The organism is Pandoraea oxalativorans, assembly GCF_000972785.3.
Classification (GTDB): Bacteria; Pseudomonadota; Gammaproteobacteria; order Burkholderiales; family Burkholderiaceae; genus Pandoraea; species Pandoraea oxalativorans.
Genome location: NZ_CP011253.3, coordinates 530,872 through 553,847, shown reverse-complemented (window position 1 = coordinate 553,847; position 22,976 = coordinate 530,872). Strand labels below are relative to the sequence as shown.

Sequence of the window (22,976 nt, the reverse complement as noted above, 5' to 3'; positions counted from 1 at the left end):
TCACCCGTGGGGCATTTTGGGTCTTTCATGTCCGACGGCCGGGAACTGATTGCGTCCGGGCCGCGACAAACTGCCGCATTATAGAACGCGCATTCTCGAAGCGACAACATTGATACCGAGTATTTGGCGCGCCATAGCATCCTCCTGAACTCATTGATGCAAAAGGGAAATCCGGTTAATCCCCTAGCCAGAAATCCTAACGACCAGGCGACTACGGGATACTCCCTATGCGTCGCACGTTTGACACATTGCAACACGCGGCGACTCGTTGCGGTGTCCTGAATACCCTGCCAACCGACACACGAGAACGACACGACAGCGACGCGTCACCGCCTCGCCTTCGCATCGACGGCTTCGTTGCGATGCGGGATTCTTCCGATATCCATCAACAGTAGACGCTGTGCCGGATTTCGCGTGCGACGTTATGTCGCGCCCTCCTTTGAAACCTCGATGCCGTGGCGACACCGCGTCATCAAGGGACTTTGCCCCGAGCTTTCACCCGCTCTCACTTTGGCATCCTGCCGCCGTCGCGGCATCGCGACTCGCTGACCACGCACGCTGCAGCGAAGCCCGATGCGCGCAGCGATCAGACGCATGCTACAAGCGAAACATGTTCCCTACATCGCTTTACCATGCGAGCCACGCGCCCTCTCTCTCCCCGCTCGTTTTCCGACGGCCTGAGCGCCCTGCAGGACGCCACCGGCTTCGACGTCCTTCACACACTCCTCGCTTCGCTTTGCAGCGCACTCGGCCAGCGCTACTTCAGTTATCGCGGTCACTTCGCATTGCCCGATGGCCGATTCGCAACACCGCGCCTGGGCAATCTGCCCCGTGCGTGGCAGCAACGCTATGACGCGCAACGCTACGACGCCGTCGACCCTGTCCTCTCGCTCGCCGCCCGGCAGCTCACACCGGTGCAATGGTCGGCCGGGTTGTACGCGTGCCCCGAGGCCCGCCAATTGCTCGACGAACAGCGCGCCGCCGGGTTGCGCTTCGGCATCACGTATCCGGTCTTCACGCCATCGGGGGCATCGGGCACATTGAGTCTGTCGTCACCGAGACGCCCCGCGCACGGCCTACGCCTGTCGGCACAGCATCACGCACAACCTCAGGGTCGCCACGATGCACGCCACTACGCGCGGCCAATGCACGACCTCGGCGATCTGGGCGCACATGTGTGGGCGTCGCATGCTGGCGTCGTACTCGCGGCCCATGTACATGAAGCCGTCTGGCGCATCGTTCAGTGCGATGCGGCCCGTCGCTGTGCGCTATCGCTGACGCCGCGCGAGCGCGAGTGCTTGAGATGGGTCGCGTGCGGCAAGACATCGTGGGAAATCGGACGCATCCTCAAGCTCTCCGAACACGGCGTCGTCTTCCATCTGCGCAGCGCCATGCGCAAGTTCGACGTATCGAGCCGCCATCGTGCCGCGAAGATGGCAAGCGACTACGGATTACTCGACGATGTTGCGTTGCCGCCGTCCGCAAAGGTCGAGGAGGTCACTTTCGCGACGCGAGATCGGCAAGCGTCTTGTAGCGTGTCAACGTGAAAGTATCGGTAGCCGCATTCACGAACGAGCCAGCGCCAAGACGCCCTACCGGACTGAGCGCATGCAAGTCGACATGACAGGTGACGGGATCGAGCAGCGCGTCGTCCACGTGCGCGGCAAGCACCGTGCCGAGCACAACCCATCCGCCGCCGGGTGCGGCGCTGATCTCGATGATGTCGCGCACCTCGCACTCGAAGGCGACGGATGCCTCCCGAACGCGCGGGGGCCGCACACGCGAGGACGGCACCGGCGTCATGCCCGTGAGGTCGAACTCCGACTCTCCGGGTGGCAAGGGCGCTGCCGAGAGATTCACGGCATCGATGCACGAGGTACTCGCCACGTTCACAACGAATTCCGGCACCGCCTCGATGTTGAGCAGCGTGTCCTTCTTTCGCCTGGGCTGCGGCGGCACCACCGGACAGAACAGCACCGTCATCGGCACACAGCACACGCCCATGAAGTACGCGTACGGCGCGAGATTCGATCGCCCCAGCGCATCGACCGTACTCACCCACGCAATCGGACGCGGGAGAATCGTGCTCATCATGAAGTTGTAGATGCACGCCTCGTCCAGCGTCGCCGGATCCAGTTCCATCGGGTCTCCTTAAACGGTTGCATTGAATCGTGCGTGACACGCGCGGTGCGCGCGTCTCACGCGTCTCACGCGTCACTCGGCAGCTCGCCCGCGAGTCGAACGATGTCGTTCGCGCATCCCCATGACAAGGTGAAGCCGCCACCTCCGTGTCCATAGTTGTGCAGTAGGCGCGCGTGACGCGCGTCCCGGACGACACGCGGCGAATGACGCACCGGACGAAACCCGACGCGCGCATCGATGACACGCAGGCGGGCAATGCCCTCGCAAAGTCGTGTGCAGCGATGAACGATGTCGTCGATCTGGCGTTGCCCGATGACCGTGGATGTCAGGTCGGGTTCTGCCGTACCGCCGAGTACGATGTCGTCGTCGCGCTCGACGATGTACGTCGGCGCGAAAGGATCCGAGTCATCGATGAAACATCCCTGCACAGCGTCGTCACGCGCGGCACGTAACACAACGGCCCGCGACAGCGACAAGGCGTTGTCGCCGAAGTGGCGGCTGCCGTAACCGCAGCAATTCACTACGATCTCCACCTCGTCGAGCAGTGCAGCAGGATCCCCGATACGACGCGGCACGAACCGTCCGCCAAGCTCGAGGAACATGTTCATGAGATACCGCAGGTAAGTCTCGGTGACGGCGACCGGCACGTCCATGTGGTACGCGCAGGCGAAGCCCGATGGCACACGCGCCTGCGGTACCCGACACAGACCGCTCGCACATTCCGCCCACCAGGGCACGCCAGCGTCGCGTCGAAAATATTCGGTCAATGGCCTCATGCTCACCCCGGACGACGCATCCGACGACAACCGATGCATCGCTGCATACGTGTGCCGCGCGCGAGAAAGATAGACGAGATCCGGGGCCTGATAGAACGGGTGCCAGATCGCCGCCGCCAGCGCCGACGTCGTTTGCGATGGCCCCTCGGCCGCGAAGATGGTGACGCGACAACCCGCGAGCGCCATCGCCACGGCTGTCGTCAGACCGCTGACACCCGCGCCTACGACGATGACGTCCATGCCCGACGTCGCGCTCATGAACATGCCCCGCGATGCAACGGACCTCGCTCGCCGGGCCCATGCCCCTCGGGCAGCCCCGCCAACACGCAAACCGATGGCTGAGTCACGCTATCGAAGCATTGCGGTGACTTCAGTCCGCTGCCGGTGCCAAGCAACACCACGTCCGCCCCCATCTGGATACGCCCGCTGGCGAGCGCCGCTTGCAACGCGGCGTAGCCTGCTGCCGTCGACGGTTCATACCAAAGACCGAAACGCCGTGCGAGCGTGCGCGACGCGGCAGCGATGCGCTCGTCGCTCACCACCACACAGGTACCCCGCGTGGCTCGGAGGGCATGCAGCGCAGCAAAGTGGTCTCGCGGTCGGCTGACCGAGAGACTGTCGGCTACCGTGTTCGGCGTAACGGCAGTGGGCGACACCGGCAACGCCACGGTCTCGTCGTGCGTCGTCCAGTCGCGCGCGATGCTATCGGCGCTTTTTGCCTGTGCGGCCATCAGACGCGGAATCGCCGAGGTGATACCCAGCGCAAACAGGTCGAGAAATCCCGCCGCAATGCCTGACAGAATATTGCCGTCACCCGTCGGCACGACGACCCAGTCGGGAACATGCCATGCCATCGCTTCGGCGATCTCGTAGGCACATGTCTTCTTGCCCTCACGCGTGAACGGATTCACGCCGGTGTTCCGACAACACACGAGCGCGTCGTCGGCCATGCGCTCGGCAATCTCAAAGGCGTCGTCGTAGGTCCCCCCCGATCTCGCACACGTTCGCGCCGTACGCCCGAATCTGCGCAAGCTTCGCCAAGGGCGTGCTGGCGGGCACCACAACCGTTGCCGCCATTGCCTGCGCGGCGGCGATGCATGCAAGCGACGCCCCGGCGTTGCCGGTCGAGGCCGTCACCGCCCCCTTGCACCCGCCCCGCTTTGCGACGGCCAGCACCAGTTCGGTGGCCCGGTCCTTGAGCGAGCCGCTGGGATTGCGCGCCTCGTCCTTGATCCGGAGCCGGACGCCACCGTCGTCCCCGCAATCGATCAAGGGGGTCCCGCCGACACGTAATCGGCTGCCCCAATGCGCTTCGACGGGTAACAACGCACCGTACCGCCACATGCCTTCCGATTCGCTTTCCTGGAACGCCGTCACGACATCCATCGCCGACGGCGCATCCGCATTCGCCTTGCGCTGGATTCGCAAGTTCTGGCCACACACGTGGCATCGATAGCGAATCGTCCCCCATGTCTGCGGAGTCGCGCAACGCACGCAGGTATAGCGATAAGAGAACGACGGCATCACGTCAGACTCCCCGGATTCAACAGATGCGCCATCACGGCGTTTTGCGCATGCAGCCGGTTGGCTGCTTGCTGGAACACCCACGACGCGGGGCTTTCTATCACTTCATCCGACACCTCCTGCCCCCGGTCAACCGGCAAGCAGTGGAGATAGCCAGCATTCGGCCCGGCCAGCCGCATGATGTCTGCGTCCACGCACCAGTCGCGATGCCGTTCGAACGCAGCGTTCATCCCCATTTCGTCGACGCCCGCTCCCGAGCGCTGCGGCAAGTGATCGAGGCTGCACCATGACTTGGCGTAAACGGCATGCGCGTCGCTCACGCCATCGCGCAAATCATGCGTCACGCGAATCCGCGCCCCCGTCTGTTCGGCAAACTGGGCGGCGGCGGCCATGACCTGAGCGTCAAGCGCAAACGGCGGTGGATAGGCGAGTGTCACGTCCATCCCGGTTTTGACGGCGGCGAGCAACAGACTTTGCGGCACCGCAACGGGCTTGTGCCAACTTCCCGAGTAAGCCCAGCTGATGCACAGCTTGCGTCCGGCGAGTCCGCCCAGTTGCTCGCGTAGCGTCATCACATCCGCCAGCGCCTGACACGGATGAAACCGGTCGCACTCCATGTTGATGACCGGCACATGGCTCCGCTCGGCGAACGCTTCGAGATGCCGGTGCGCCGCGCCGTATACCCAGCCTGCGGGCGCACCGTACATGCGGATCGCTATCGCGTCACCGTAGGACGACAGCACGCGCGCGACGTCGGCCACACGCTCCGTCGTGTAGGGGATCTCCGCGTCGGCAAGCGCCGGTGTGTAAATCCCCGTGTGCGGATCCAGGACGATGGCGTTCCCCCCCAATCTCGCCAGTCCCGTCTGGAAGCTGCTGCGCGTGCGTAGCGATGCGTTGTAGAAGAGAAAGTAGATCGTCCTGTCACGTAGCGCCCCCTCGGTGTGCAGGGGATATCGACGCTTGAACGACAGCGCCGCACTCAGCAGCGCCCGGTAGTCCGGGGCACTCATCGTCAAATCGGGCGCAAGCCAATGACTCGTCACATGTCCCTCCTGATCGCCGTTCGTCAACCGAGATTCAACCGTGATTCAACGCTGCTTCCACCTTCGCATTCGCACTGCGCAGACTTCGCGCTTACGAGCTCTGGCGCCACCCCGTCAGGGTGGCCGCCACTGGCTCGCCTGTTGTGCAAACCGTTCTGCGCACGACAGTCCCAGGCGTTCGAAAAGACGACGCGGTACCCGCGCCGCCTCCATCATCTGCACGCCGACCGCCAACGGATCGACGCTCTCGAGCAGCACCTGATCGGCGTCAACTTCGCCGAGCCCGATAGCACAGAGATGTTCGCGCCACGTCGCGATCTCGGGCGCGAGAAACGCCATCATCAGTTCCGGCAACAGTTGATCGAGGCATTTGCGCTCATCGATCGAAAGCTCGGGCACCCATGCGCTCGCGAAACGAACGAACGCTGCCTGATGCCGCATCTCATCGGCGCCATGCTCCGACAGCAACGTGCGCACCGGCGGGTAAATCTCGTCGCCCGCGCCCGCCTGACGCAACGTTCCGGTGATCAGCGTCTCCGTCACGGTCGCCGCGGCAATGCTTGCGATGTCCGCATACGCGGGCGAAACCGATTCGCACAAAGCCAGCACTCGCGTAACACCCCGAGAGCGCCCCGTCTCCATGACGTGCCCCGCCGCGCGCAGCATCTGCAAACGGAAGCGCTCCATCATCCAGGTGTGAAAGCCTTCGTCCGTGTAGATCGCCAGCAAGTCGTCGCGACTCACCGCAGTGACGTCACTTCGACGGAGCATCTGCTCAATGGCCCGGTTGACGATGAACAACTCGACCTGTTCCGTTTTGTTCAGATAGTCCCCGAGACGCAATGCGCTCAACCGTTGCCGCGCCGCCTGACCTTGCGCGCAGACCAATGGATGCGTCGCATACGGCATGAGCGACACATTGAAAAAAAGATGTCCGGGGAGCAACGGTGGAAACGGCAACTCCGTAGCGCAGCGGGTGACTGCCGCAACGTCTCGCCAGGGTTTCGGCTCGAATGCGGACGCAACGTGTCCGCCAGAGGCACCATGTGCGCCGATGGCGGTCTGCTTAGGCGTCATGTGGCATCGATGACAAGATAGGGGCTATTTGATGCGGCGCCAGCGGCACGAGACTGCCGCGCTCAGGCCCGAGCCCGATCCCAGCCAAAGGTGCTCCGATGTGACGCTCGACGAAGGCGACGAAACCGTGCATCGTGGCATCGAGCGTCCCTTCCCGTGCCTGATCGATCGATTGCGCCGTCAGCCCGGGATAAATCAGCACATCCGGCGTGGCATCCGCTGTCAGCCCATGGCCGTGCACCCGCATCGGCACCCCTTGATACGTCGACTTTTCGAAGTGCGCGAGGCAGTCCACCTTGTTGAGATACACGCAGTCCACGGCGTGCGCTCGGATGACGTCGCTAAGTTGAGCGAGATCGAGCATGCCGATACGCCGCGGCCGCCCCGTTCCTGTCCCGTACTCCGCTGTGAGCATGCGAAGCGCCGTACCCACGCCGAATGGATCGCTGGAGCGAAGCAACGTGTCGGCGGAGAAACATGACTGCTCCTCGGCTTTTCCGATGCGGGACTGCGACGCGTCGTGGCAATACTGGGCGGAGCGCTCGCCACCAAGCTCCGAAGGAAATGGTCCGCGCCCTACGCGCGACATGATGGCTTTGGCCACCCCGATCTTCTGCCGGTGGTACTTCGGCGAAAGATCGCCCCCCACATAGGCGTAGGCTGGCACCGTATGGCTCGATGTGACGTACGGCTGACTTCCCTCGACCACGTCGAGCAAGACCGACTGCGCGCCCTCAAACAACACACTCGCGCCCGCCCCGACACGATTCGTGAGCCACCCACGATCCCCCTGGAGGTACGGCCGCAAAGACGCAGCTACCCGGGGCAAGTCCCTTAGCAAATCGGACATTTCGGCCATCCACGGCGAAGTACCACCCTCCGCGTTGATCATGCGCGTGAAGACGTTTCGCATCGAATCGACGGCCTCGGATTCGTTGGCAATCAGGTCACCAAGCATCAGATTGACGCGCATGTCGTTGCGAACCCGCAAGGCACGGTCTGCGTAGCACGGGCCGATACCATTGCCGGTCGTGCCGATCGTGTCGCCATTGCGGCGATCCATCGCAATGTGATGCGGCTGCACCAACGCCGCGCGTGCACTGATATGAAGCCGCCCTTCGAGGGCGATACCCATCTCGCGCAGTTGAGCAATCTCATCGGCCAACTTCCACGGATTGATGTGGAGTTGACCCTGTAAAACCGGACACACCATCACACTAAGGTTGCTGAATCCATCGAGCGCCGGAACTCGCGAGGCGAGCGGTATTTCAGCGCGCTATGGGGGTGCTTCTCGTTGTAATGCTCAAATGCAATGGCCAGATTGTGAGCAGCGGTTGCAGCATCCGGCTTCGGCATGAAGGCGACGTAGTCGCGCTTCATCGTTTTCACGAAGCTCTCGGCCATGCCGTTACTTTGCGGACTGCACACGGGCGTGGTCAATGGCTTTAGTCCGATGTTCATCGCAAACCGGCGCGTATCGTCAGCCGTATAGCCCGAACCATTGTCGCTCAGCCACTCGATTTCGGACGGCGTATGCACCTCGTTGCCGAACCGATTTTCCACTGCGGCCAGCATCACGTCGCGCACAATGTCGCCGCTGTGGCCTGCTGTCGTCGCCGCCCAGCTCATCGCTTCTCGGTCGCAGCAATCCAGCGCAAACGTCACACGCAGCGGCTCGCCGTTGTCGCAGCGGAACTCGAAGCCGTCCGAGCACCATCGCTGATTGCTGCGCGCGACGGCCACTTTGCCATCATGTCGACGGTGGGCTCGCGGCGCAATCGGTCGGCGCTGCGTCAGCAGCCCATGCGTTCGCATGATGCGATAAATGCGCTTGGCATTGAACGGCGCCAGTCCAACTGCAACGCGCTCGTTGCGCAACGTGCCCCAAACCCGCCGGTAGCCATAGCTGGGCAAATCGCCGACGACACGGCGGATTTCCTCGACTACAGTTTCGTCGTCGGTCGGCCTTGATTGCCGGCCATCGCGCCACGTCGCCGGACGCGACAGTCGTGCCGATACGTTCGAGCGCGACACGCCGAGAACTTCACAGACCAGTTTCACTGGCCGTCCTCCGGCAGCAAGGGCGAGTGCGCTATCCATTTTTTTGCTCGGCTGTATTCAACTGCTTCCCGGAGAATCTCGTTCTCCATTGTTTTTTTGCCGAGCATCCGTTGCAGCTCGCGAATCTGCTTGAGCGCATCAGCCAACTCCGATGCCGGAACCACTTCTTCGCCAGCCTTGACCGCTGACAGGCTACCGTCCTGGTACAGCTTGCGCCAGTGGAATAGCTGGTTCGGGTTCACGCCGTAATGGCGCGCGACCATTGAAACCGATTTTCCCGGTTCGAAACTCTCGCGAACCATCGACAGTTTCTGCTCCGCCGTCCAGCGACGCCGGCGCTCTGGGCCCGTCAACACTTCCATCACTTCCTGCTTGGTGTTAGTCAAAAACACAGTCTTATGCCTACCCGTTATTGTAAGTGGGTCGCTGTGTCCGGTGTTTCATGGGGCCGCTCCATGATGGCACAACCCGACCCGATATATAGCGTGGTATGAGGATGAAATACGCCGGACGGCAATTGCTTTAACGCGATGCGCCCTTGCGGTGTGTCGATGGTGTGGCCCGCATTGGCTCCGCCGTTGAAGCGGGCAATGACGTCGTACCCCGGCGCAAGGGCGTCGATGATTTTCGCCTTACCCTCGTCGCCGTATTGCAGCCCGACGAGGACGTCCGCAAACCCTTCGGCAGCGAGCGAAGCGTGTTGATCCGGTGATGAGGGGGCGCTAAAGGAAGCGGACGAAGCGGAGGAAGCTGTGGTCATGCGCGGTGCAAGTCAAAGAAAAAACGGGGGATGGGCGCCTGCTCGGCAGCCAGGCACTCGTAGACCCAGCGACCGACGGCGATGTCGAGAATGCCAAGTCCGAAAGGAGAAAACACGATGGGCCGATCACGCATCGGCGGCTCACCGCCGCACAGAAGGTGCGGCAGCGATGTCGTGACGAAGCGTCGATGGCCCGTTGCGATTTCGGTGAGATGAAGCGATGTCGAGGCGCGCAAGCAATGGTCGATGTCGTCGACCACGTTGTGCGACGCCATGACAATCGATGGCGCGAGATCCCGCAGCGACAGATGCAGCACGATGGGACAGTGTGCAAACCATCCGGGGTCTTCAATATGCGGGGACGCCGCTGTGGTCGTTAAGACGATCACGTCCGAATCGCGTATCCCGATTTCCAGCGACGCTTCGGCGCGAGCGTTCAACCCGATTTGCGTTTCGATTCGGCGTGCAAGCGCCTCGGCATACCCGATGTTCAGGTCATGAACCATGACCTCGCCGATGCTAAGTTCCGCCAATGGGAGACACTCGGCGACATGGCGCGCAATCACCCCCGCTCCAATGAGCGCCACACGCCGGGGACGAGAGGCGTCATCGCGCGCTAGACATCGAAGCGCACTGATGGCACTCGCCGCCGTGCGTGCCGCGCTGATGATGCTCGCCTCCATGCAGGCCATCGGGTATCCCGTCGCCGCATCGTTGAGGATCAGCACCGCAGACGCCCTCGGCATGCCGTGCTCGATGTTTTCCGGGAAACTCGAAATCCATTTGATACCGGTCACACTCTCGCGGTCTTCGCCACGTCCGCGAATGTGCGCTGGCAACGCGATGATGCGATTGCACTGTGCGTCGGGAAACCGGAGGAACTGGCTTTGCGGATTCACCGTATGGCCTGCGTGATGCGCGCGGTACGCCGCTTCGACGGTGTCGAGAATGGCGCGCTTTCCGTGGCGAACGGCTGTGTCGATCTGCTCGCCTGTGAACACGCGGAATTGCGGAATGGGGCGCGCGTTCATGGCAACGACGGTGCAACGGTTTCGATGGAAGGGGCAGTAGTGCCGCAACCGCCGCATGCGTCGGATATGCCGGATACGCCAGATATGCCCGGCATGTCGCCGAAACACGCTGCGACCCAGTCACCGTCGTAAAGCGTGTCGAGATACTTGTCGCCCATGTCGGGCGCAATGGCAACGACGGTATCGTTCGAAGCAATGTCTGCTGTCGACGCCTGAACGGCATGAAGTACGCTTCCCGTCGACCCGCCAGCCAGCAGCCCTCGCCGAGCCAGCGCATGGCACATGTGCACGGTGTCGGATTCCCGAACATGGACGATGGCGTCCGGCGGTTTCGCGTCTGAAAGCTCGCTGAGCGGTGGCCTGCAACTGGTGCCAAGCCCCGGAATAAAGCGCGGCCCGGGCGGTCCGCCGAACGTGACGGACCCCGCTGCGTCGACGGCGATCACGCGGGTTCGCAATCGATGTGCGCGAACATAGTGAAGACAGCCCATCAACGTGCCGGTCGTCCCGGCACCGACGAAAAGGTGATCGACGTTCGGATAGGCCGAGAAAATTTCCGGCGCAGTCCACCGGAAGTGTGCGCGCCAGTTGGCGGGATTCGCATACTGATTGACCCAGATGCACTGCGGGTCGCGCGCGACCTGCTCCCGAATCCACGCGATGCGCGTCGCGAGATAGCCGCCCTGTGCGTCGCGGCGCTCGACGCGCACGACACGCGCACCGACCGTCTGCATCGCCCGGGTGGCCTGCCGCGACGTGTTGGGGTCTGTCACGCATGTGAATCGGTAGCCGCGATTGGCACAGACCATCGCCAGCGCCACACCGAGATTGCCCGATGAAGACTCCACGATCTGGGTGCCGGGCCGAATCCGATGGGTGGTTTCAAGGTCGTCGATCAGTTGCAGCGCCGTCTTGAGCTTGACGGATCCTGCGGCGTTAAACCCTTCCAGCTTCAGGTGAACGGTAGCCGCGCACAAACCATCGATTGCCGTGAAGACCGGGACGGTCGGGCGAAGGAACTCGCCATCGATACGAAGCGCCGTCGACGCGCCCGCATGACGCGACCGTTGGCATGGTGCAGGTTCGACGTCTTGCCGTACCGATAACGTTCCGTGTTGAAAGTCCACCGCCCACCTCCCGAGTATTCGCCCGCAAGCAACGCTTGTGCGTGAGTGGACGCAAGGAGGGGACCTTCTGTATCCTGCGCTCAATCACGCCGTGAAGCGTCATTTAAGCGAACCGGACGAGCGCGGAACACCTGCAAAGTCGTGTAGGACGCAGGTTGCGGCGGTGCATCGCGCGACGTGTCACGCGGCGTGATGCAAGGCAGGGGGAGCGGCTCTGGCTTCGGCGACACGCCGCCGATGCGGTGCTGGCGAAGGAAAGGAAAAAGGCGCTTAGCGAGGACGGCCGCCGCGACCGATATCCTGAAGACGCACCACGGCATTGCCTGCAGCGTCGGTTTTCTCGGGGATCTTCCAGGCGTGTCCGTAGACGAGTTCGAACGTCAGTGCGATCGTGCCGTCTGGACCACGCTGGCGCTCCAGCGCCGCTCGCAATGCCGCAAGTCGCGCCCGCCCCGTCAGTCCCTGGCGACGCTCGGGCAGCGGATTCACCCCAAGCAGGCGAACGTCGCGCAGCAATGTCTCCGGCGATTCGAACGTCAGCGTCAGGCGCTCCATGTCTGTCACGGGCGTATCGAATCCGCTCGCCACCATCATGTCGCCCAGATCGTGCATGTCCGTCGGTTCCAGCGCGTGGGGAAGGCCGTCGACTTCCGCCCACGCGGCACGCAATTCACGCAGCGTGTCGGGTCCGTAAGCCGAGAACATCAGCAATCCGTCCGTGGTCAGCACGCGGTGCCACTCGGGGATCACCCGATGCGGTTCACGGTACCAATGGAGCGCAAGGTTGGACCACACGAGATCGAAGGCACGCGACGCAAATGGCAGCGCGGCGAAATCGGCCTGAACGACCCCATAGGGAGGAGCGCTACGCAGCAGACGCCGCCAGCCGGTTGTCGCGCCCGCCGCCGCAGCAGCCTTCGCCATACCGAACGAGGCGTCGATGCCTACACGGTAGGCATCGGGATATCGTTCGCCGAAGCTTTGCAGATCGCCGCCCGTGCCGCAGCCGGCGTCCAGGACACGCTTGGGCTTGAGCTTGATGTAATCGAGTCGGCTCGCGAGCCGCGACGCCACTTCCCGCATGAGGAAATCGGCGTCCTGCCAGTTCGGCGCGCGACGGTCGAACGCAGTGCGCAAAAAGCGTGCGGAGAACGCAGAGGACGGGTTTTGAGGAGCGTCGGAAGGCTTCATGGGACAGGCGAAAAGGCGAGTCGGCAGTATACTCGCTGCTGTCGGAACGCATCGGACACGGCCGTGTGGCTTCCGTGGGTGCCTATCCTGCGATACGTTGTGTTCATGCGCGCCGTGCCACGGCCATCGCCGACGTCACGCCCGCGCTTTGGCCGGGCTTTGACCGCATTGTGTCGCCAGTCCTGATCCATCGCCCTCTGCTTTTCATCCCGGATATTCGCCGTGCCCATCCTCTCTTCGCTCTTCCAGACGCCGGCTCGGCTGGCGAGCGGGTTGCTGCGCATCGCGTTGCCCGATCATTGCGCGATCTGTCGGCGACGAGCGCCGAGGCAGATCTGCGACGCCTGCGCGACGTCGTTCGACGCGAGCCCGCCCCATGCCAGACCACGCTGCGCAAGATGTGCTGTCGTTTTGCTGCCGCCAGTGTTGGCATTGGACGGAACGGTGGCACCACTGGGCAATAGTGCGACAATTTGTCGCACCCCGACATCCGCCCTCTGCGGACAACGCCTGCAAACCCAACCCGCGTTCGACGCAACGCTGACGCTCGCAGACTACGTTACGCCGCTCGATATGCTGATGATTCGTCTGAAATACCGCGGTGCCCTCCCCCTCGCACGGGAATTCGGCGAACGCCTCGGCGATGCCTTGAGAGATGTCGTCCCGGCAGGCTGCGATCGGGACACGGTACCGCTCGTGGTGCCCGTGCCCCTGGCACCCTCGCGGCTAACCTCACGCGGCTTCAATCAGGCGTGGGAATTGGCGCGCGTTGCGGCGCGACGGGCGCGTCTGCCAGCGAGTGCCGGGATACTTCACCGGGAGCGAACGACACTGGCGCAGCGTCGGTTGTCGCGTGACGCGCGTCAGCGCAATCTGCGTGACGTCTTTGTCGCCAGCGAGCGCATCAAGGGCCGCCACGTCGTACTGATCGACGACGTGATGACCACCGGCGCCACCTGCAACGCCGCGGCCACCGCGCTCAAGCGCGCGGGTGCCGCACACGTCCTCGCGGCCGTCGTGCTGCGCACGCCGCCCTCGACTCACTCAATTAATTAGCCCCATCCCCATGTTCAACGTCGTTCTCGTGTCGCCCGAAATCCCGCCGAACACCGGCAACGTTATCCGTCTGTGCGCCAATACGGGTGCCCGGCTGCATCTGATCGAACCGCTCGGATTTCCGCTCGACGACGCGCGCATGCGACGCGCCGGGCTCGACTATCACGAGTACGCCGAGATGAAGGTGCATCGGGATTGGGCCGCGTTTCTCGCCGCCGAAGCCCCCGACCCGGCGCGCATGTTCGCACTGACCACACGCGGATCGCGCCCCTTCGGCGAGTTGTCGTTCATGCCGGGCGACTGGTTCGTCTTCGGCTCCGAAACGCGGGGACTGGACCCGGATCTGCTCGACACGTTTGCGATGACGCAGCGTGTGCGTCTGCCGATGCGTCCCGGCAACCGGAGTCTCAATCTCTCGAATACCGTCGCCGTCGTCGTTTTCGAGGCGTGGCGTCAGCAGGATTACGCTGGCGGATCCTGATGCTCGAGTTCGCGCCGGTACAGCGCGAACATCGCCGCGTCGAAGCACACGAATTCGACGTGTTCGATGCCGGGGAAATGGGGCAGCGCGTCGCTCACCGTGAAGACGGCGAGCGGCACCGCAAGCTCCGGCGGGTAGCCGTAGACGCCACAGCTGATCGCGGGGAACGCCACGCTCCGGCATCCTTGCTCGGCCGCCAGACGCAAGCTTTCGCGATAGCAACTCGCGAGTTGCGCGGGCTCGTCGTCCGCGCCGCCGTGCCACACCGGGCCCACGGTGTGAATCACGAACTTTGCTTTGAGACGAAAACCCGGCGTGAGCCTCGCCTGTCCGGTCGGGCAACCGTGGAGCTTGCGGCAGGCGTCCAGAAGTTCCGGACCTGCGGCGCGGTGAATGGCGCCGTCGACACCGCCGCCGCCCAGCAGCGATGCGTTCGCGGCATTGACGATGGCATCGAGCGTGGATTGCGTGATGTCGCCCTGCGAAGCGTGCAGGTGACGATGAGGACGGATAACTTGCGACATGGGCATCTCTCCCTTGTAGCGAGTGTCGACGGCCAAAGGCCGTGGCAGGGGAACGACCTTCCGGCAGTTCGCCGTCAGACGAACAACCGGAAGGTCCGGCAAAACCTCGATGTGCTGCGAATGCTGCGCTCAGTCCTGCGAGGCGTCGTCTTCGCGCTCTGCGCGGGCGTCTCGGCGTAGCAACGCTTCCACCGCAGCGCGCGCGGGAAGCCCGTCGAACAGCGTCGCACAAACGGCGTCCGTAATCGGCATTTCGACGCCATGCATACGGGCAAGATCGCGCACCGCACGTGCACATCGTACGCCTTCGGCAACATGGCCCAACGAGGCCAACACCTCATCGAGTGACTTACCCGACGCGAGTTGCAAACCCACCGTGCGGTTACGCGACAGATCGCCGGTGGCAGTCAGAATCAAATCGCCCATGCCGGTCAGCCCCATGAACGTCTCGGGCTTGCCGCCCAATGCAGCGCCCAGGCGGGTCATTTCAGCCAGACCGCGCGTAATCAGCGCCGCACGTGAGTTGAGCCCTAAACCTAGTCCATCGCTCACGCCCGTCGCGATCGCAAGCACGTTTTTCACGGCCCCGCCGACTTCGACACCGACGAGATCGTCACTCGAATAAATGCGCAACGCACCGAAGTGGCACGCCGCGATCGTCAATTCGCAAAGAGACGGGACGGCGCTCGCAATCGTCAGCGCGGCGGGCAAGCCCTTGGCGACTTCGCGCGCGAAACTAGGACCGGAAAGCGAACCGCCGGCAACGGCAGGAAAAACGTCCGACACAATCTGGTGCGGCAGCAGGCCCGTATCTGCCTCAAAACCCTTGCACAGCCAGATGAGGTTTTTCGGTGCATCGGTGGTCTTGGCCATATGCGCGGCCAGTGCGCGCAACCCGGCGACCGGGACGGCGGCCACGCACAACGCGTGATCGCCGGAGCCATGCGCCATCGCCGTCTCGAAATCGCTTTCGAAACGCAGACGGGGGGATAAGGGGGAACCGGGAAGGTAGGCGGAATTCTCGTGCGTGGCGGCCAGTTGCGTCACGAGCGCAGCGTCGCGTGCCCACAGCACGACCTCATGGCGTGTTGCCATGTGACTCGCCATCGCGGTGCCCCAGGCACCTGCACCGAATACGGCAATTTTCATAGGGAAATTTCGACGCGGCGGCCGGTCAGCGTGTCCCGGCCACGGCGTCGAAGCAGCGCAAGCGCTTAGTGGGTCTGGGCGGACGAGCCGTCAGGCATCACGATGCCCGGGGCCGGCGTCTCGCCGTTGGCCGCTTGCTGCTCGGCCAGTTGCGCCAGACGTTGCTCGTACAGCGCCTGGAAATTCACTTCCGCCAGATGGATTGGCTGGAAACCGGCTCGGCTGATAGTGTCGGCCACGTTTGCACGCAGGTACGGGTAGACGATCGTCGGGCAGGCGATGCCAATGAGCGGATCGAGCTGCTCGACCGGCACATTGCGGATTTCGAAAATCCCGGCTTGCTTGCCTTCGACCAGGAACGCGACCTTGTCCTTGATCTTGGCCGTCACCGTGGCGATCACGGCGACTTCGAAGATTTCCTCGGCCAGGCGCTCGGCGGCGACGTCCAACTGCACCTCAACGGTCGGCATCTCCTGCTCGAGGAAGATCGCGGGCGAATTCGGCTGCTCGAGCGACAGATCTTTCAGGTAGGCGCGCTGGATGCTGAAAAACGGCTGATTCTGGTCGGACATTTCGTTTCCTTGGAATTAAGACAGCCGCGCAATCACGCGGCTGGGCGACTATTTTGCAGGCGGTATCAGGCCGCTTGCAAGAGCGGAACGAGACCACCGGCACGATCGAGTGCCGACAGATCGTCGTAACCGCCGATATGACGCTCGTCGATGTAAATTTGCGGTACGGTGCGACGCCCCGTGCGCGACATCATTTCTTCGCGGCGGGCCGGCTCCTTGTCGATCAGGATCTTCTCGATCTCCTGAACACCGCGCTGACGCAGCAGACGCTCGGCCATCTGGCAATACGGGCACACTTGCGTGCTGTACATCACGATCTTCGGCATGACTGCAACTCCTTGATTACTTGATTACCGGCAAACCGGCTTCCTGCCAGGCGGCAACGCCGCCCTGGAGGCTGAACGCCTCAGCATAACCAAGATTGCGAAGGAGCGTCTGAGCGCGCGCCGAGCGTTGGCCGCTCTTGCAGACGATCAGCACCGGAGCCGCCTTGTTCTTGATGACGCCCGCGACCTTTTGCTCCACGTCGTCGAGCGGCACGTTACGTGCAGACGGCAGGTGGCCAGCGGCAAATTCCTCAGCCGTGCGCACGTCGAGCACCACGGCGCCCTTACGGTTGATGAGCTGGGTTGCTTCCACGGTCGACAGACCGCGACCGCCGCGCTTGAATACCGGCCAGGCCAGCATGCCGCCCGAAACGAGGGCGATGGCGATCAGCGCGAGGTTGGTGTAATCGGCAAAGAACTTCACAAACCACCTGAAAAATATCAAAAGAATCCGATCATTATAAAATATTCCGTGATTGCGCCGACGGGTCTCGTTGCCAATCGTTGCGCCGGGCGTCGGCGGCTCCCATTGCGAAGCCCCGAATGTCACCGCGAAGCGACGCCAAACCCTTACCGGGCGTGGCTCCGCCCGATGCGACGAGCTGCCCCGCCCCCGTCGGCTGCCCCCGCTTTCCTACTCTGACTGAAGTTTGCTTATGTACAAGCTCGTTCTTATCCGCCACGGCGAATCGACGTGGAACAAAGAAAACCGCTTCACGGGATGGGTCGACGTCGACCTGACCGAAAAGGGCGTCGCCGAAGCCAGCCAGGCCGGTAATCTCCTCGCCGAAGCCGGTTTCAAATTCGATCTCGCCTACACGTCGGTGCTCAAGCGCGCTATCCGCACGCTCTGGCACGTACAGGACGCAATGGACCAGATGTGGATTCCGGTGGTGCACAGCTGGCGTCTGAACGAGCGTCACTACGGTGCGCTCGCTGGCCTGAACAAGGCTGAGACGGCCGCGAAATACGGCGACGATCAGGTCCACGTGTGGCGTCGCAGCTACGACACACCGCCGCCGCCGCTGGCCGCGGATGACGAACGCAGCTCGTACAACGATCCCCGTTACGCCAAGCTCAAGCGTGAAGAGATTCCGCTCACCGAGTGCCTGAAAGACACCGTGGCGCGCGTGCTGCCGCTGTGGAACGAGTCGATCGCGCCGGCCGTGCGTGCAGGCAAGCAAGTGCTGGTTGCCGCGCACGGCAACTCGCTGCGTGCCCTCATCAAGCACCTCGACAATATTTCGGACGACGACATCGCCAGCCTGAACATCCCGAACGGCACGCCGCTCGTGTATGAACTGGACGCCGATCTCAAGCCGATCCGTCATTACTATTTGGGCGATCAGGACAAGATCGCCGGCGCGCTGGCTGCCGTCGCTGCGCAAGGCAAGTCGAAGTAAGTCTCAGCTAACGTGCTGACAGCTGCGACGTACGCGTTCGGGTGTGCGTCGCAGCCCACGCAGCAGGTCTCCCGCGATCCCCGAAGTCTCCGCCTTCTACGCTCACGCGCTCCGAAAACTCCGATCTCTCGGGGGAATCCCTACGCTTTGCTGTGCGTTTTCCCATACGCTCGTCGGCATCCGTAATACGCGGTAACACGAATTCCGCATGTGCCTCGCGTGTGCGCGTCGTCAGGAGATCCTCGGCGCGGGCACGTCCCACCGGCGAAAGCGACACACTATCGGGCGACGTTCGACGAAATTCGCCGTACAACATCGCCCGGAACGGAACTTTTCGTAGAACCACTCCGGAAAAGTCCCTGTCGAATGGGCAATGTCCCGCCTGCGGGCAAACGGTTATACTTCGCCAAAGTGCGCGCGCCCATTGGCGTGCGCCCCAAAATTCCGGGAATTCCACGCCTATATGCGCCAAACCCTCAAACACATCGGCCTGATCGTGCTGGGCCTCGCGACCGGTGCGGCTGCCACCCTCGCGTTCTCGCAGGCATCCGCCCAAAGCGCTACCACGCCGTTGCCGCTCGAGCAGCTTCGTCTGCTGGCTGAAGTGTTCGGCCAGATCAAGCGCGAATATGTGCAGCCGGTCGATGATAAGAAGTTGCTGACCGCTGCCATCAAGGGGATGGTGTCGAGCCTCGATCCGCATTCGTCGTATCTCGACAAGGACGAATACAAAGAACTCCAGGAACAGACGCGTGGCCGCTTCGCCGGTCTCGGCATCGAGATCTCGCAGGAAGACGGCCTCGTGAAGGTCATCTCCCCGATCGAAGACAGCCCCGCGTTCAAGGCTGGCCTGAAGCCGGGCGACCTGATCACCCGTATCGACGATAAGCCCGTGCGTGGCATGACGCTCGATCAGGCGGTCAAGCGCATGCGCGGGGCCCCGGGCAGCAAGGTCACACTGACGATCTTCCGCAAGTCGGAAGAGCGCACGTTCCCGGTCTCGATCGTGCGCGCCGAGATTCGTGTCCAGAGCATCAAGGGCAAGCTGCTCGAACCGGGTATCGGTTACGTGCGCATCACCAGCTTCCAGGAACGCACCGTGCCGGATCTGGCCAAGAAGCTCCAGGAACTGGCCAAGGACCAGCCGCTCAAGGGCCTGATCCTTGACCTGCGTAACAACGGCGGCGGCATTCTCCAGTCGGCTGTCGGCGTGTCCGCTGCATTCCTGAAGGAAGGCGCAGTGGTCGTGTCCACCAACGGTCAGATCGAAGACGCCAAGCAGACGTACAAGGCGACGTTCGACAACTACCGTCTGTCGGCCAGCCCGGAAGATCCGCTCAAGGGTGAAGCCCCGATCTGGAAGACGGTGCCGATGGTCGTGCTGGTGAACGCTTACTCGGCGTCCGCCTCGGAAATCGTGGCCGGCGCCCTGCAAGATTCGAAGCGCGCCATCATCATGGGCAAGACGACGTTCGGCAAGGGCTCGGTCCAGACCGTGCGCCAGATGGGTCCGGACACGGCGCTGCGTCTGACCACGGCGTACTACTACACGCCGAGCGGCCGCTCGATCCAGTCCATCGGTATCAAGCCGGACGTGCCGGTCGACCAGAATCCGAAGGGTGATCCGGACGACGTGCTGGTCACGCGCGAAATCGATTACCAGAACCACCTGCACAACACGCAAACGCCTGACGAGCAGAAGGAAATCGACGCACGCGAAGCCCGCCGTCTGGAAGAACTGCGCCGCCTCGAAGAAGAGAACGCAAAGAAGACGCCGGACGAGCGCAAGAAGGAGCGCGAAGAACGTCTGCCGGATCTGGGCAGTGCCGACGACTTCATGCTCCAGCAGGCCATTCACCAGATCAAGGGCGAGCCGGTCCAGCGCACGAAGTCGCGCCTCGAAGCCAACGCCGGCCCGCTGCCGAAGGACGCCTCGAAGGCCGCGGCGCTGGCGGCCGGTGCCAAGACGGATCCGAAGACGGACACCGTCGTGCCGGCCAAGCCAGCGGACAAGAAATAAGCAACGGCTTTACACTACAAACCGTGCCCGCGAAAGCCGGCACGGTTTTTTTATCCCTTTGCGTTTTGCGATGAACGACGATCAACTGCTGCGTTACTCCCGCCATATCCTGCTCGACGAACTCGGTATCGAGGGTCAGGAGCGCCTGCTCGCCGCGCACGCGGTCATCGTCGGCGCAGGCGGTCTCGGCTCACCCGCAGCGCTCTATCTGGCGGCATCGGGCGTCGGCCGCATCACGCTGATCGACGACGACACCGTCGACCTCACCAACCTGCAACGCCAGATTCTTCACGATACGCAGAGCGTCGGACGGCCGAAGGTTGAATCCGGTCGCGAACGGATCGCTCGCATCAATCCGGGTGTGGTCGTCGACGTCATCGACGAACGCGTGGACGAAGCGCGCCTGACGACACTCGCGCGCGGCGCCACCGTCGTGCTCGACGGTTCGGACAACTTCGCTACTCGTCACGCGGTCAACCGCGCCTGCGTCGCTGCCGGTGTGCCGTTGGTCTCAGGCGCAGCGCTGCGCTTCGACGGACAGATCAGCGTGTTCGACGTGCGCAACGATGCGTCGCCCTGCTATGAGTGCATCTTCCCAGCGGACGAGCCGTTCCCCGAGCAAGCCTGCGCCACGATGGGCGTGCTCGCACCGCTCGTCGGCATCATCGGCAGCATGCAGGCCGCCGAGGCGATCAAGCTGATCACCGGCATCGGCACGCCGCTCGTGGGTCGTCTTCAGATGCTCGACGGCCGCAAGATGAGTTGGCACACCATGCATTGCGCCCGCAATCCGGAATGTAAAGTCTGCGGACAGCGGCACTGATTGCTTGGGGAATGGATGAGGACGAGGTCGGCGTCGTCCTAAATTTCGACCGGGCGCCGTGCCATCGAACAGCGAAAAAGAAAAAGCGGACGCTTCCTCACAGGAGCGTCCGCTTTTGCGTTGTGAGACGAACGTCAGTCAAATCAAGCCACGGCAAGTCTCGCCAGCGCCGCTTGCATTTCCTCGGGTTCGGTCGCGGCGAGCAGTTCCTGCACCGGTCGCTCCAGATCCGGCAGATGCGCGCGCAGAATCTCCTGCTTGACCTGAAGCAACTGACTCGGGTGCATCGAAAATTCGCGCAACCCCATGCCGAGCAGCAGGCGCGTCGCCGTCGGATCTCCCGCCATTTCGCCGCAGACGGCGACGGGCACGCCGAAAGCATGTGCCTCGCGAATCGTCATGGCGATGAGGCGCAGCACCGCCGGGTGCAGCGGATCGTAAAGATGCGCGACGGCATTGTCGGCGCGGTCGATCGCCAGCGTGTACTGGATCAGGTCGTTCGTACCGATGGACAGAAAGTCGAGCCGCTTCAGGAACATGGGCACCGTGAGGGCGGCCGCGGGCACTTCGATCATCGCACCGAGCTTCACGTTCGGGTCGTAGAGCAGACCGGCGGCGTCGAGTTGCGCTTTCGCTTCGCGCACGAGTTCGAGCGTCTGATCGATTTCCTGCGCGTGGGCCAGCATCGGGAACAGAATTTGCACCTTGCCGAACGCCGAGGCCCGCAGAATCGCGCGCAGTTGGGTGAGGAACATGCGCGGCTCCGACAGACTCCAGCGAATCGCGCGCAGCCCCAACGCCGGGTTCGGCGCGGTTTCGTACGTCTCGTGGCTGTCGAGCGGCTTGTCGGCCCCCACGTCGATGGTCCGGATCGTGAGCGGCAGACCGTGCATCGTCTCCACCGCGCGCTTGTACGCCTCGAACTGCGCCTCTTCTTCCGGCGCTTCCTCCTCGTTCATGAAGAGGAACTCGGTGCGGAACAACCCGACACCGACTGCACCCGCATCGACCGCCGTCTTGGCGTCTTCCGGCAATTCGATGTTGGCGAACAGCTCGATGGGCGTACCGTCGATGGTTTGTGCCGGGGAGTGCTTCAGACGCTGCAAGCGACGCTCTTCCAGCGCACGCTCGCTTTGCCGGTAGCTGTACTCTTCGAGCACGATCGGCGCCGGGTCGACGATGACGATGCCGTGATCGCCGTCGATGATGATCACATCGTCCTGCTTGACGAGCAGACTCGCCTGCGCCACACCGACCGCGGCCGGAATGCCGAGACTTCGGGCGACGATGGCGGTATGCGACGTCTTGCCACCGAGGTCCGTGACGAAGCCCTTGAACGTCTGCGACTTGAATTGCAGCATGTCCGCCGGAGCGATGTCGCGGGCCACGACGATCATGTCGTCGCGCGGCGTCTCGGCCACGACGTGGCGAATGCCGGGCGCACCGGCCAGGGCCTTGAGCACGCGCTCCGTGACCTGTTCGATGTCGGCGCGACGCTCGCGCAGGTACTCGTCTTCGATGTCCTCGAAGCGCGCAACGAGCACTTCGAGTTGCGTGGTCAGCGCCCACTCCGCGTTGTAGCGACGCTCGCGAATAAGTTTGACGACGGCATCGACCAGTAGCGTGTCGTTCAGAATCAGGGAGTGAACGTCGAGAAACGCGCCCATCTCGCCGGGCGCGTCATCGGGCAGTTCTTCCTTGAGGGTGTCGAGTTCCTGCTGGACAGTCGCCTGAGCACTTTGGAAGCGCGCGACTTCGTCGTCGATCTGGCTGGGATCGAGCAGGTAGTGCGGGACATCGAGCGTGGCGGGCGCGAGCAAATAGGCGCGTCCGATCGCGATGCCGCGGGAAACGGGAATGCCGTGCAGGGTGAAAGACAAGGAAGTC

21 protein-coding genes and 2 pseudogenes are annotated in these 22,976 nt (G+C 63.1%); 6 read left to right on the top strand and 17 right to left on the bottom strand.

Features of this window, described 5'->3' with window-relative positions; all coding sequences use genetic code 11:
• Positions 1-632: 632 nt before the first annotated feature.
• On the top strand, positions 633-1,547 hold the full coding sequence (locus tag MB84_RS02555) for an autoinducer binding domain-containing protein (RefSeq protein WP_046290639.1): 915 nt from the start codon (positions 633-635) through the stop codon (positions 1,545-1,547).
• Here MB84_RS02555 and MB84_RS02550 read toward each other — a convergent pair.
• The 11 genes and pseudogenes from MB84_RS02550 to MB84_RS02490 form a co-directional block, all read right to left on the bottom strand.
• Entirely contained in the window at positions 1,498-2,142 is a 645-nt protein-coding gene (locus tag MB84_RS02550; RefSeq protein WP_046290638.1) for a flavin reductase family protein, read from the bottom strand. The two genes, MB84_RS02555 and MB84_RS02550, sit on opposite strands and share 50 nt — an antisense overlap.
• Before the next feature lie 65 nt (positions 2,143-2,207).
• Complete coding sequence (locus tag MB84_RS02545; RefSeq protein ID WP_169834977.1) at positions 2,208-3,176, bottom strand: FAD-dependent oxidoreductase; 969 nt, start codon at positions 3,174-3,176, stop codon at positions 2,208-2,210.
• A pseudogene (locus tag MB84_RS02540) lies at positions 3,173-4,262 on the bottom strand (threonine synthase). The gene MB84_RS02545 and the pseudogene MB84_RS02540 overlap by 4 nt, the downstream one beginning before the upstream one ends.
• A gap of 179 nt (positions 4,263-4,441) precedes the next feature.
• The gene (locus MB84_RS02530; RefSeq protein WP_157122619.1) at positions 4,442-5,488 is read right to left on the bottom strand and encodes an ornithine carbamoyltransferase; all 1,047 of its coding nucleotides are present in this window, start codon (positions 5,486-5,488) and stop codon (positions 4,442-4,444) included.
• A 114-nt stretch (positions 5,489-5,602) separates the two neighbouring features.
• Positions 5,603-6,397: a diiron oxygenase gene (locus MB84_RS02525; RefSeq protein WP_052652883.1), complete on the bottom strand. Its 795-nt coding sequence runs from the start codon at positions 6,395-6,397 to the stop codon at positions 5,603-5,605.
• Between the two features lie 157 nt (positions 6,398-6,554).
• Positions 6,555-7,778 carry an adenylosuccinate synthetase gene (locus tag MB84_RS02520; protein WP_084009570.1) on the bottom strand — a complete coding sequence of 408 codons (1,224 nt, stop codon included), beginning with the start codon at positions 7,776-7,778 and terminating at the stop codon, positions 6,555-6,557.
• Positions 7,778-8,988, bottom strand: a protein-coding gene (locus tag MB84_RS02515; protein WP_157122856.1) for an IS3 family transposase whose coding sequence is annotated in 2 segments (ribosomal slippage) — positions 7,778-8,673 and positions 8,673-8,988 — 1,212 coding nt in all. Because the reading frame shifts where the segments join, the coding sequence is not laid out codon by codon here. The genes MB84_RS02520 and MB84_RS02515 overlap by 1 nt, the downstream gene beginning before the upstream one ends.
• Before the next feature lie 95 nt (positions 8,989-9,083).
• Positions 9,084-9,386: pseudogene (locus MB84_RS29755) on the bottom strand (adenylosuccinate synthetase); the annotation flags it as partial.
• Positions 9,383-10,417, bottom strand: coding sequence for a 2,3-diaminopropionate biosynthesis protein SbnB (gene sbnB, locus MB84_RS02500; protein ID WP_046290634.1), 1,035 nt, complete (start codon positions 10,415-10,417; stop codon positions 9,383-9,385). The gene sbnB and the pseudogene MB84_RS29755, both read right to left, overlap by 4 nt.
• Entirely contained in the window at positions 10,414-11,544 is a 1,131-nt protein-coding gene (gene sbnA / locus MB84_RS02495) for a 2,3-diaminopropionate biosynthesis protein SbnA (protein ID WP_211279337.1), read from the bottom strand. Before sbnA ends, sbnB begins: the two co-directional genes overlap by 4 nt.
• Before the next feature lie 270 nt (positions 11,545-11,814).
• Complete coding sequence (locus tag MB84_RS02490) at positions 11,815-12,735, bottom strand: methyltransferase domain-containing protein (RefSeq protein WP_046290633.1); 921 nt, start codon at positions 12,733-12,735, stop codon at positions 11,815-11,817.
• A gap of 222 nt (positions 12,736-12,957) precedes the next feature.
• Between MB84_RS02490 and MB84_RS02485 the strand changes: the two genes are divergently transcribed.
• On the top strand, positions 12,958-13,791 hold the full coding sequence (locus MB84_RS02485; RefSeq protein WP_245725467.1) for a ComF family protein: 834 nt from the start codon (positions 12,958-12,960) through the stop codon (positions 13,789-13,791).
• Between the two features lie 10 nt (positions 13,792-13,801).
• Positions 13,802-14,272 (top strand): tRNA (uridine(34)/cytosine(34)/5-carboxymethylaminomethyluridine(34)-2'-O)-methyltransferase TrmL, encoded by a 471-nt coding sequence (gene trmL / locus MB84_RS02480; protein WP_046290632.1) that lies wholly within the window; start codon positions 13,802-13,804, stop codon positions 14,270-14,272.
• Here the strand turns inward: trmL and MB84_RS02475 are convergent.
• The 5 genes from MB84_RS02475 to MB84_RS02455 form a co-directional block, all read right to left on the bottom strand.
• Entirely contained in the window at positions 14,254-14,802 is a 549-nt protein-coding gene (locus MB84_RS02475; RefSeq protein WP_046290631.1) for an O-acetyl-ADP-ribose deacetylase, read from the bottom strand. The genes trmL and MB84_RS02475 overlap by 19 nt on opposite strands.
• Positions 14,803-14,925: 123 nt before the next feature.
• Positions 14,926-15,945 carry an NAD(P)H-dependent glycerol-3-phosphate dehydrogenase gene (locus MB84_RS02470; RefSeq protein WP_046290630.1) on the bottom strand — a complete coding sequence of 340 codons (1,020 nt, stop codon included), beginning with the start codon at positions 15,943-15,945 and terminating at the stop codon, positions 14,926-14,928.
• Positions 15,946-16,010: 65 nt separating this feature from the next.
• Positions 16,011-16,517 (bottom strand): protein-export chaperone SecB, encoded by a 507-nt coding sequence (secB, locus tag MB84_RS02465; protein WP_039395381.1) that lies wholly within the window; start codon positions 16,515-16,517, stop codon positions 16,011-16,013.
• A 65-nt stretch (positions 16,518-16,582) separates the two neighbouring features.
• Complete coding sequence (gene grxC, locus MB84_RS02460) at positions 16,583-16,843, bottom strand: glutaredoxin 3 (protein ID WP_039395378.1); 261 nt, start codon at positions 16,841-16,843, stop codon at positions 16,583-16,585.
• Between the two features lie 16 nt (positions 16,844-16,859).
• Positions 16,860-17,267, bottom strand: coding sequence for a rhodanese-like domain-containing protein (locus tag MB84_RS02455; protein WP_039395376.1), 408 nt, complete (start codon positions 17,265-17,267; stop codon positions 16,860-16,862).
• Positions 17,268-17,499: 232 nt separating this feature from the next.
• Between MB84_RS02455 and gpmA the strand changes: the two genes are divergently transcribed.
• From gpmA to MB84_RS02440, 3 genes are all read left to right on the top strand, one after another.
• On the top strand, positions 17,500-18,246 hold the full coding sequence (gpmA, locus tag MB84_RS02450; protein ID WP_046290629.1) for a 2,3-diphosphoglycerate-dependent phosphoglycerate mutase: 747 nt from the start codon (positions 17,500-17,502) through the stop codon (positions 18,244-18,246).
• Between the two features lie 463 nt (positions 18,247-18,709).
• Positions 18,710-20,266 (top strand): S41 family peptidase, encoded by a 1,557-nt coding sequence (locus tag MB84_RS02445; protein ID WP_046290628.1) that lies wholly within the window; start codon positions 18,710-18,712, stop codon positions 20,264-20,266.
• A gap of 70 nt (positions 20,267-20,336) precedes the next feature.
• On the top strand, positions 20,337-21,089 hold the full coding sequence (locus MB84_RS02440; RefSeq protein ID WP_046290627.1) for a HesA/MoeB/ThiF family protein: 753 nt from the start codon (positions 20,337-20,339) through the stop codon (positions 21,087-21,089).
• A gap of 143 nt (positions 21,090-21,232) precedes the next feature.
• Here MB84_RS02440 and ptsP read toward each other — a convergent pair whose 3' ends face one another.
• The gene (gene ptsP, locus MB84_RS02435; protein WP_046290626.1) at positions 21,233-22,969 is read right to left on the bottom strand and encodes a phosphoenolpyruvate--protein phosphotransferase; all 1,737 of its coding nucleotides are present in this window, start codon (positions 22,967-22,969) and stop codon (positions 21,233-21,235) included.
• Positions 22,970-22,976: the final 7 nt, after the last annotated feature.

Bases quoted from the DNA above. Each gene is read 5' to 3' on its own strand.
- MB84_RS02520 (WP_084009570.1), bottom strand. From the start codon at position 7,778: ATGGTGTGTCCGGTTTTACAGGGTCAACTCCACATCAATCCGTGGAAG.
- MB84_RS02470 (WP_046290630.1), bottom strand. From the start codon at position 15,945: ATGAAAATTGCCGTATTCGGTGCAGGTGCCTGGGGCACCGCGATGGCG.
- MB84_RS02445 (WP_046290628.1), top strand. From the start codon at position 18,710: ATGCGCCAAACCCTCAAACACATCGGCCTGATCGTGCTGGGCCTCGCG.
- MB84_RS02555 (WP_046290639.1), top strand. From the start codon at position 633: ATGCGAGCCACGCGCCCTCTCTCTCCCCGCTCGTTTTCCGACGGCCTG.
- MB84_RS02440 (WP_046290627.1), top strand. From the start codon at position 20,337: ATGAACGACGATCAACTGCTGCGTTACTCCCGCCATATCCTGCTCGAC.
- MB84_RS02475 (WP_046290631.1), bottom strand. From the start codon at position 14,802: ATGCCCATGTCGCAAGTTATCCGTCCTCATCGTCACCTGCACGCTTCG.
- secB (WP_039395381.1), bottom strand. From the start codon at position 16,517: ATGTCCGACCAGAATCAGCCGTTTTTCAGCATCCAGCGCGCCTACCTG.
- sbnB (WP_046290634.1), bottom strand. From the start codon at position 10,417: ATGAACGCGCGCCCCATTCCGCAATTCCGCGTGTTCACAGGCGAGCAG.
- grxC (WP_039395378.1), bottom strand. From the start codon at position 16,843: ATGCCGAAGATCGTGATGTACAGCACGCAAGTGTGCCCGTATTGCCAG.
- MB84_RS02525 (WP_052652883.1), bottom strand. From the start codon at position 6,397: ATGCCGTATGCGACGCATCCATTGGTCTGCGCGCAAGGTCAGGCGGCG.
- gpmA (WP_046290629.1), top strand. From the start codon at position 17,500: ATGTACAAGCTCGTTCTTATCCGCCACGGCGAATCGACGTGGAACAAA.
- MB84_RS02490 (WP_046290633.1), bottom strand. From the start codon at position 12,735: ATGAAGCCTTCCGACGCTCCTCAAAACCCGTCCTCTGCGTTCTCCGCA.
- MB84_RS02550 (WP_046290638.1), bottom strand. From the start codon at position 2,142: ATGGAACTGGATCCGGCGACGCTGGACGAGGCGTGCATCTACAACTTC.
- trmL (WP_046290632.1), top strand. From the start codon at position 13,802: ATGTTCAACGTCGTTCTCGTGTCGCCCGAAATCCCGCCGAACACCGGC.
- MB84_RS02545 (WP_169834977.1), bottom strand. From the start codon at position 3,176: ATGAGCGCGACGTCGGGCATGGACGTCATCGTCGTAGGCGCGGGTGTC.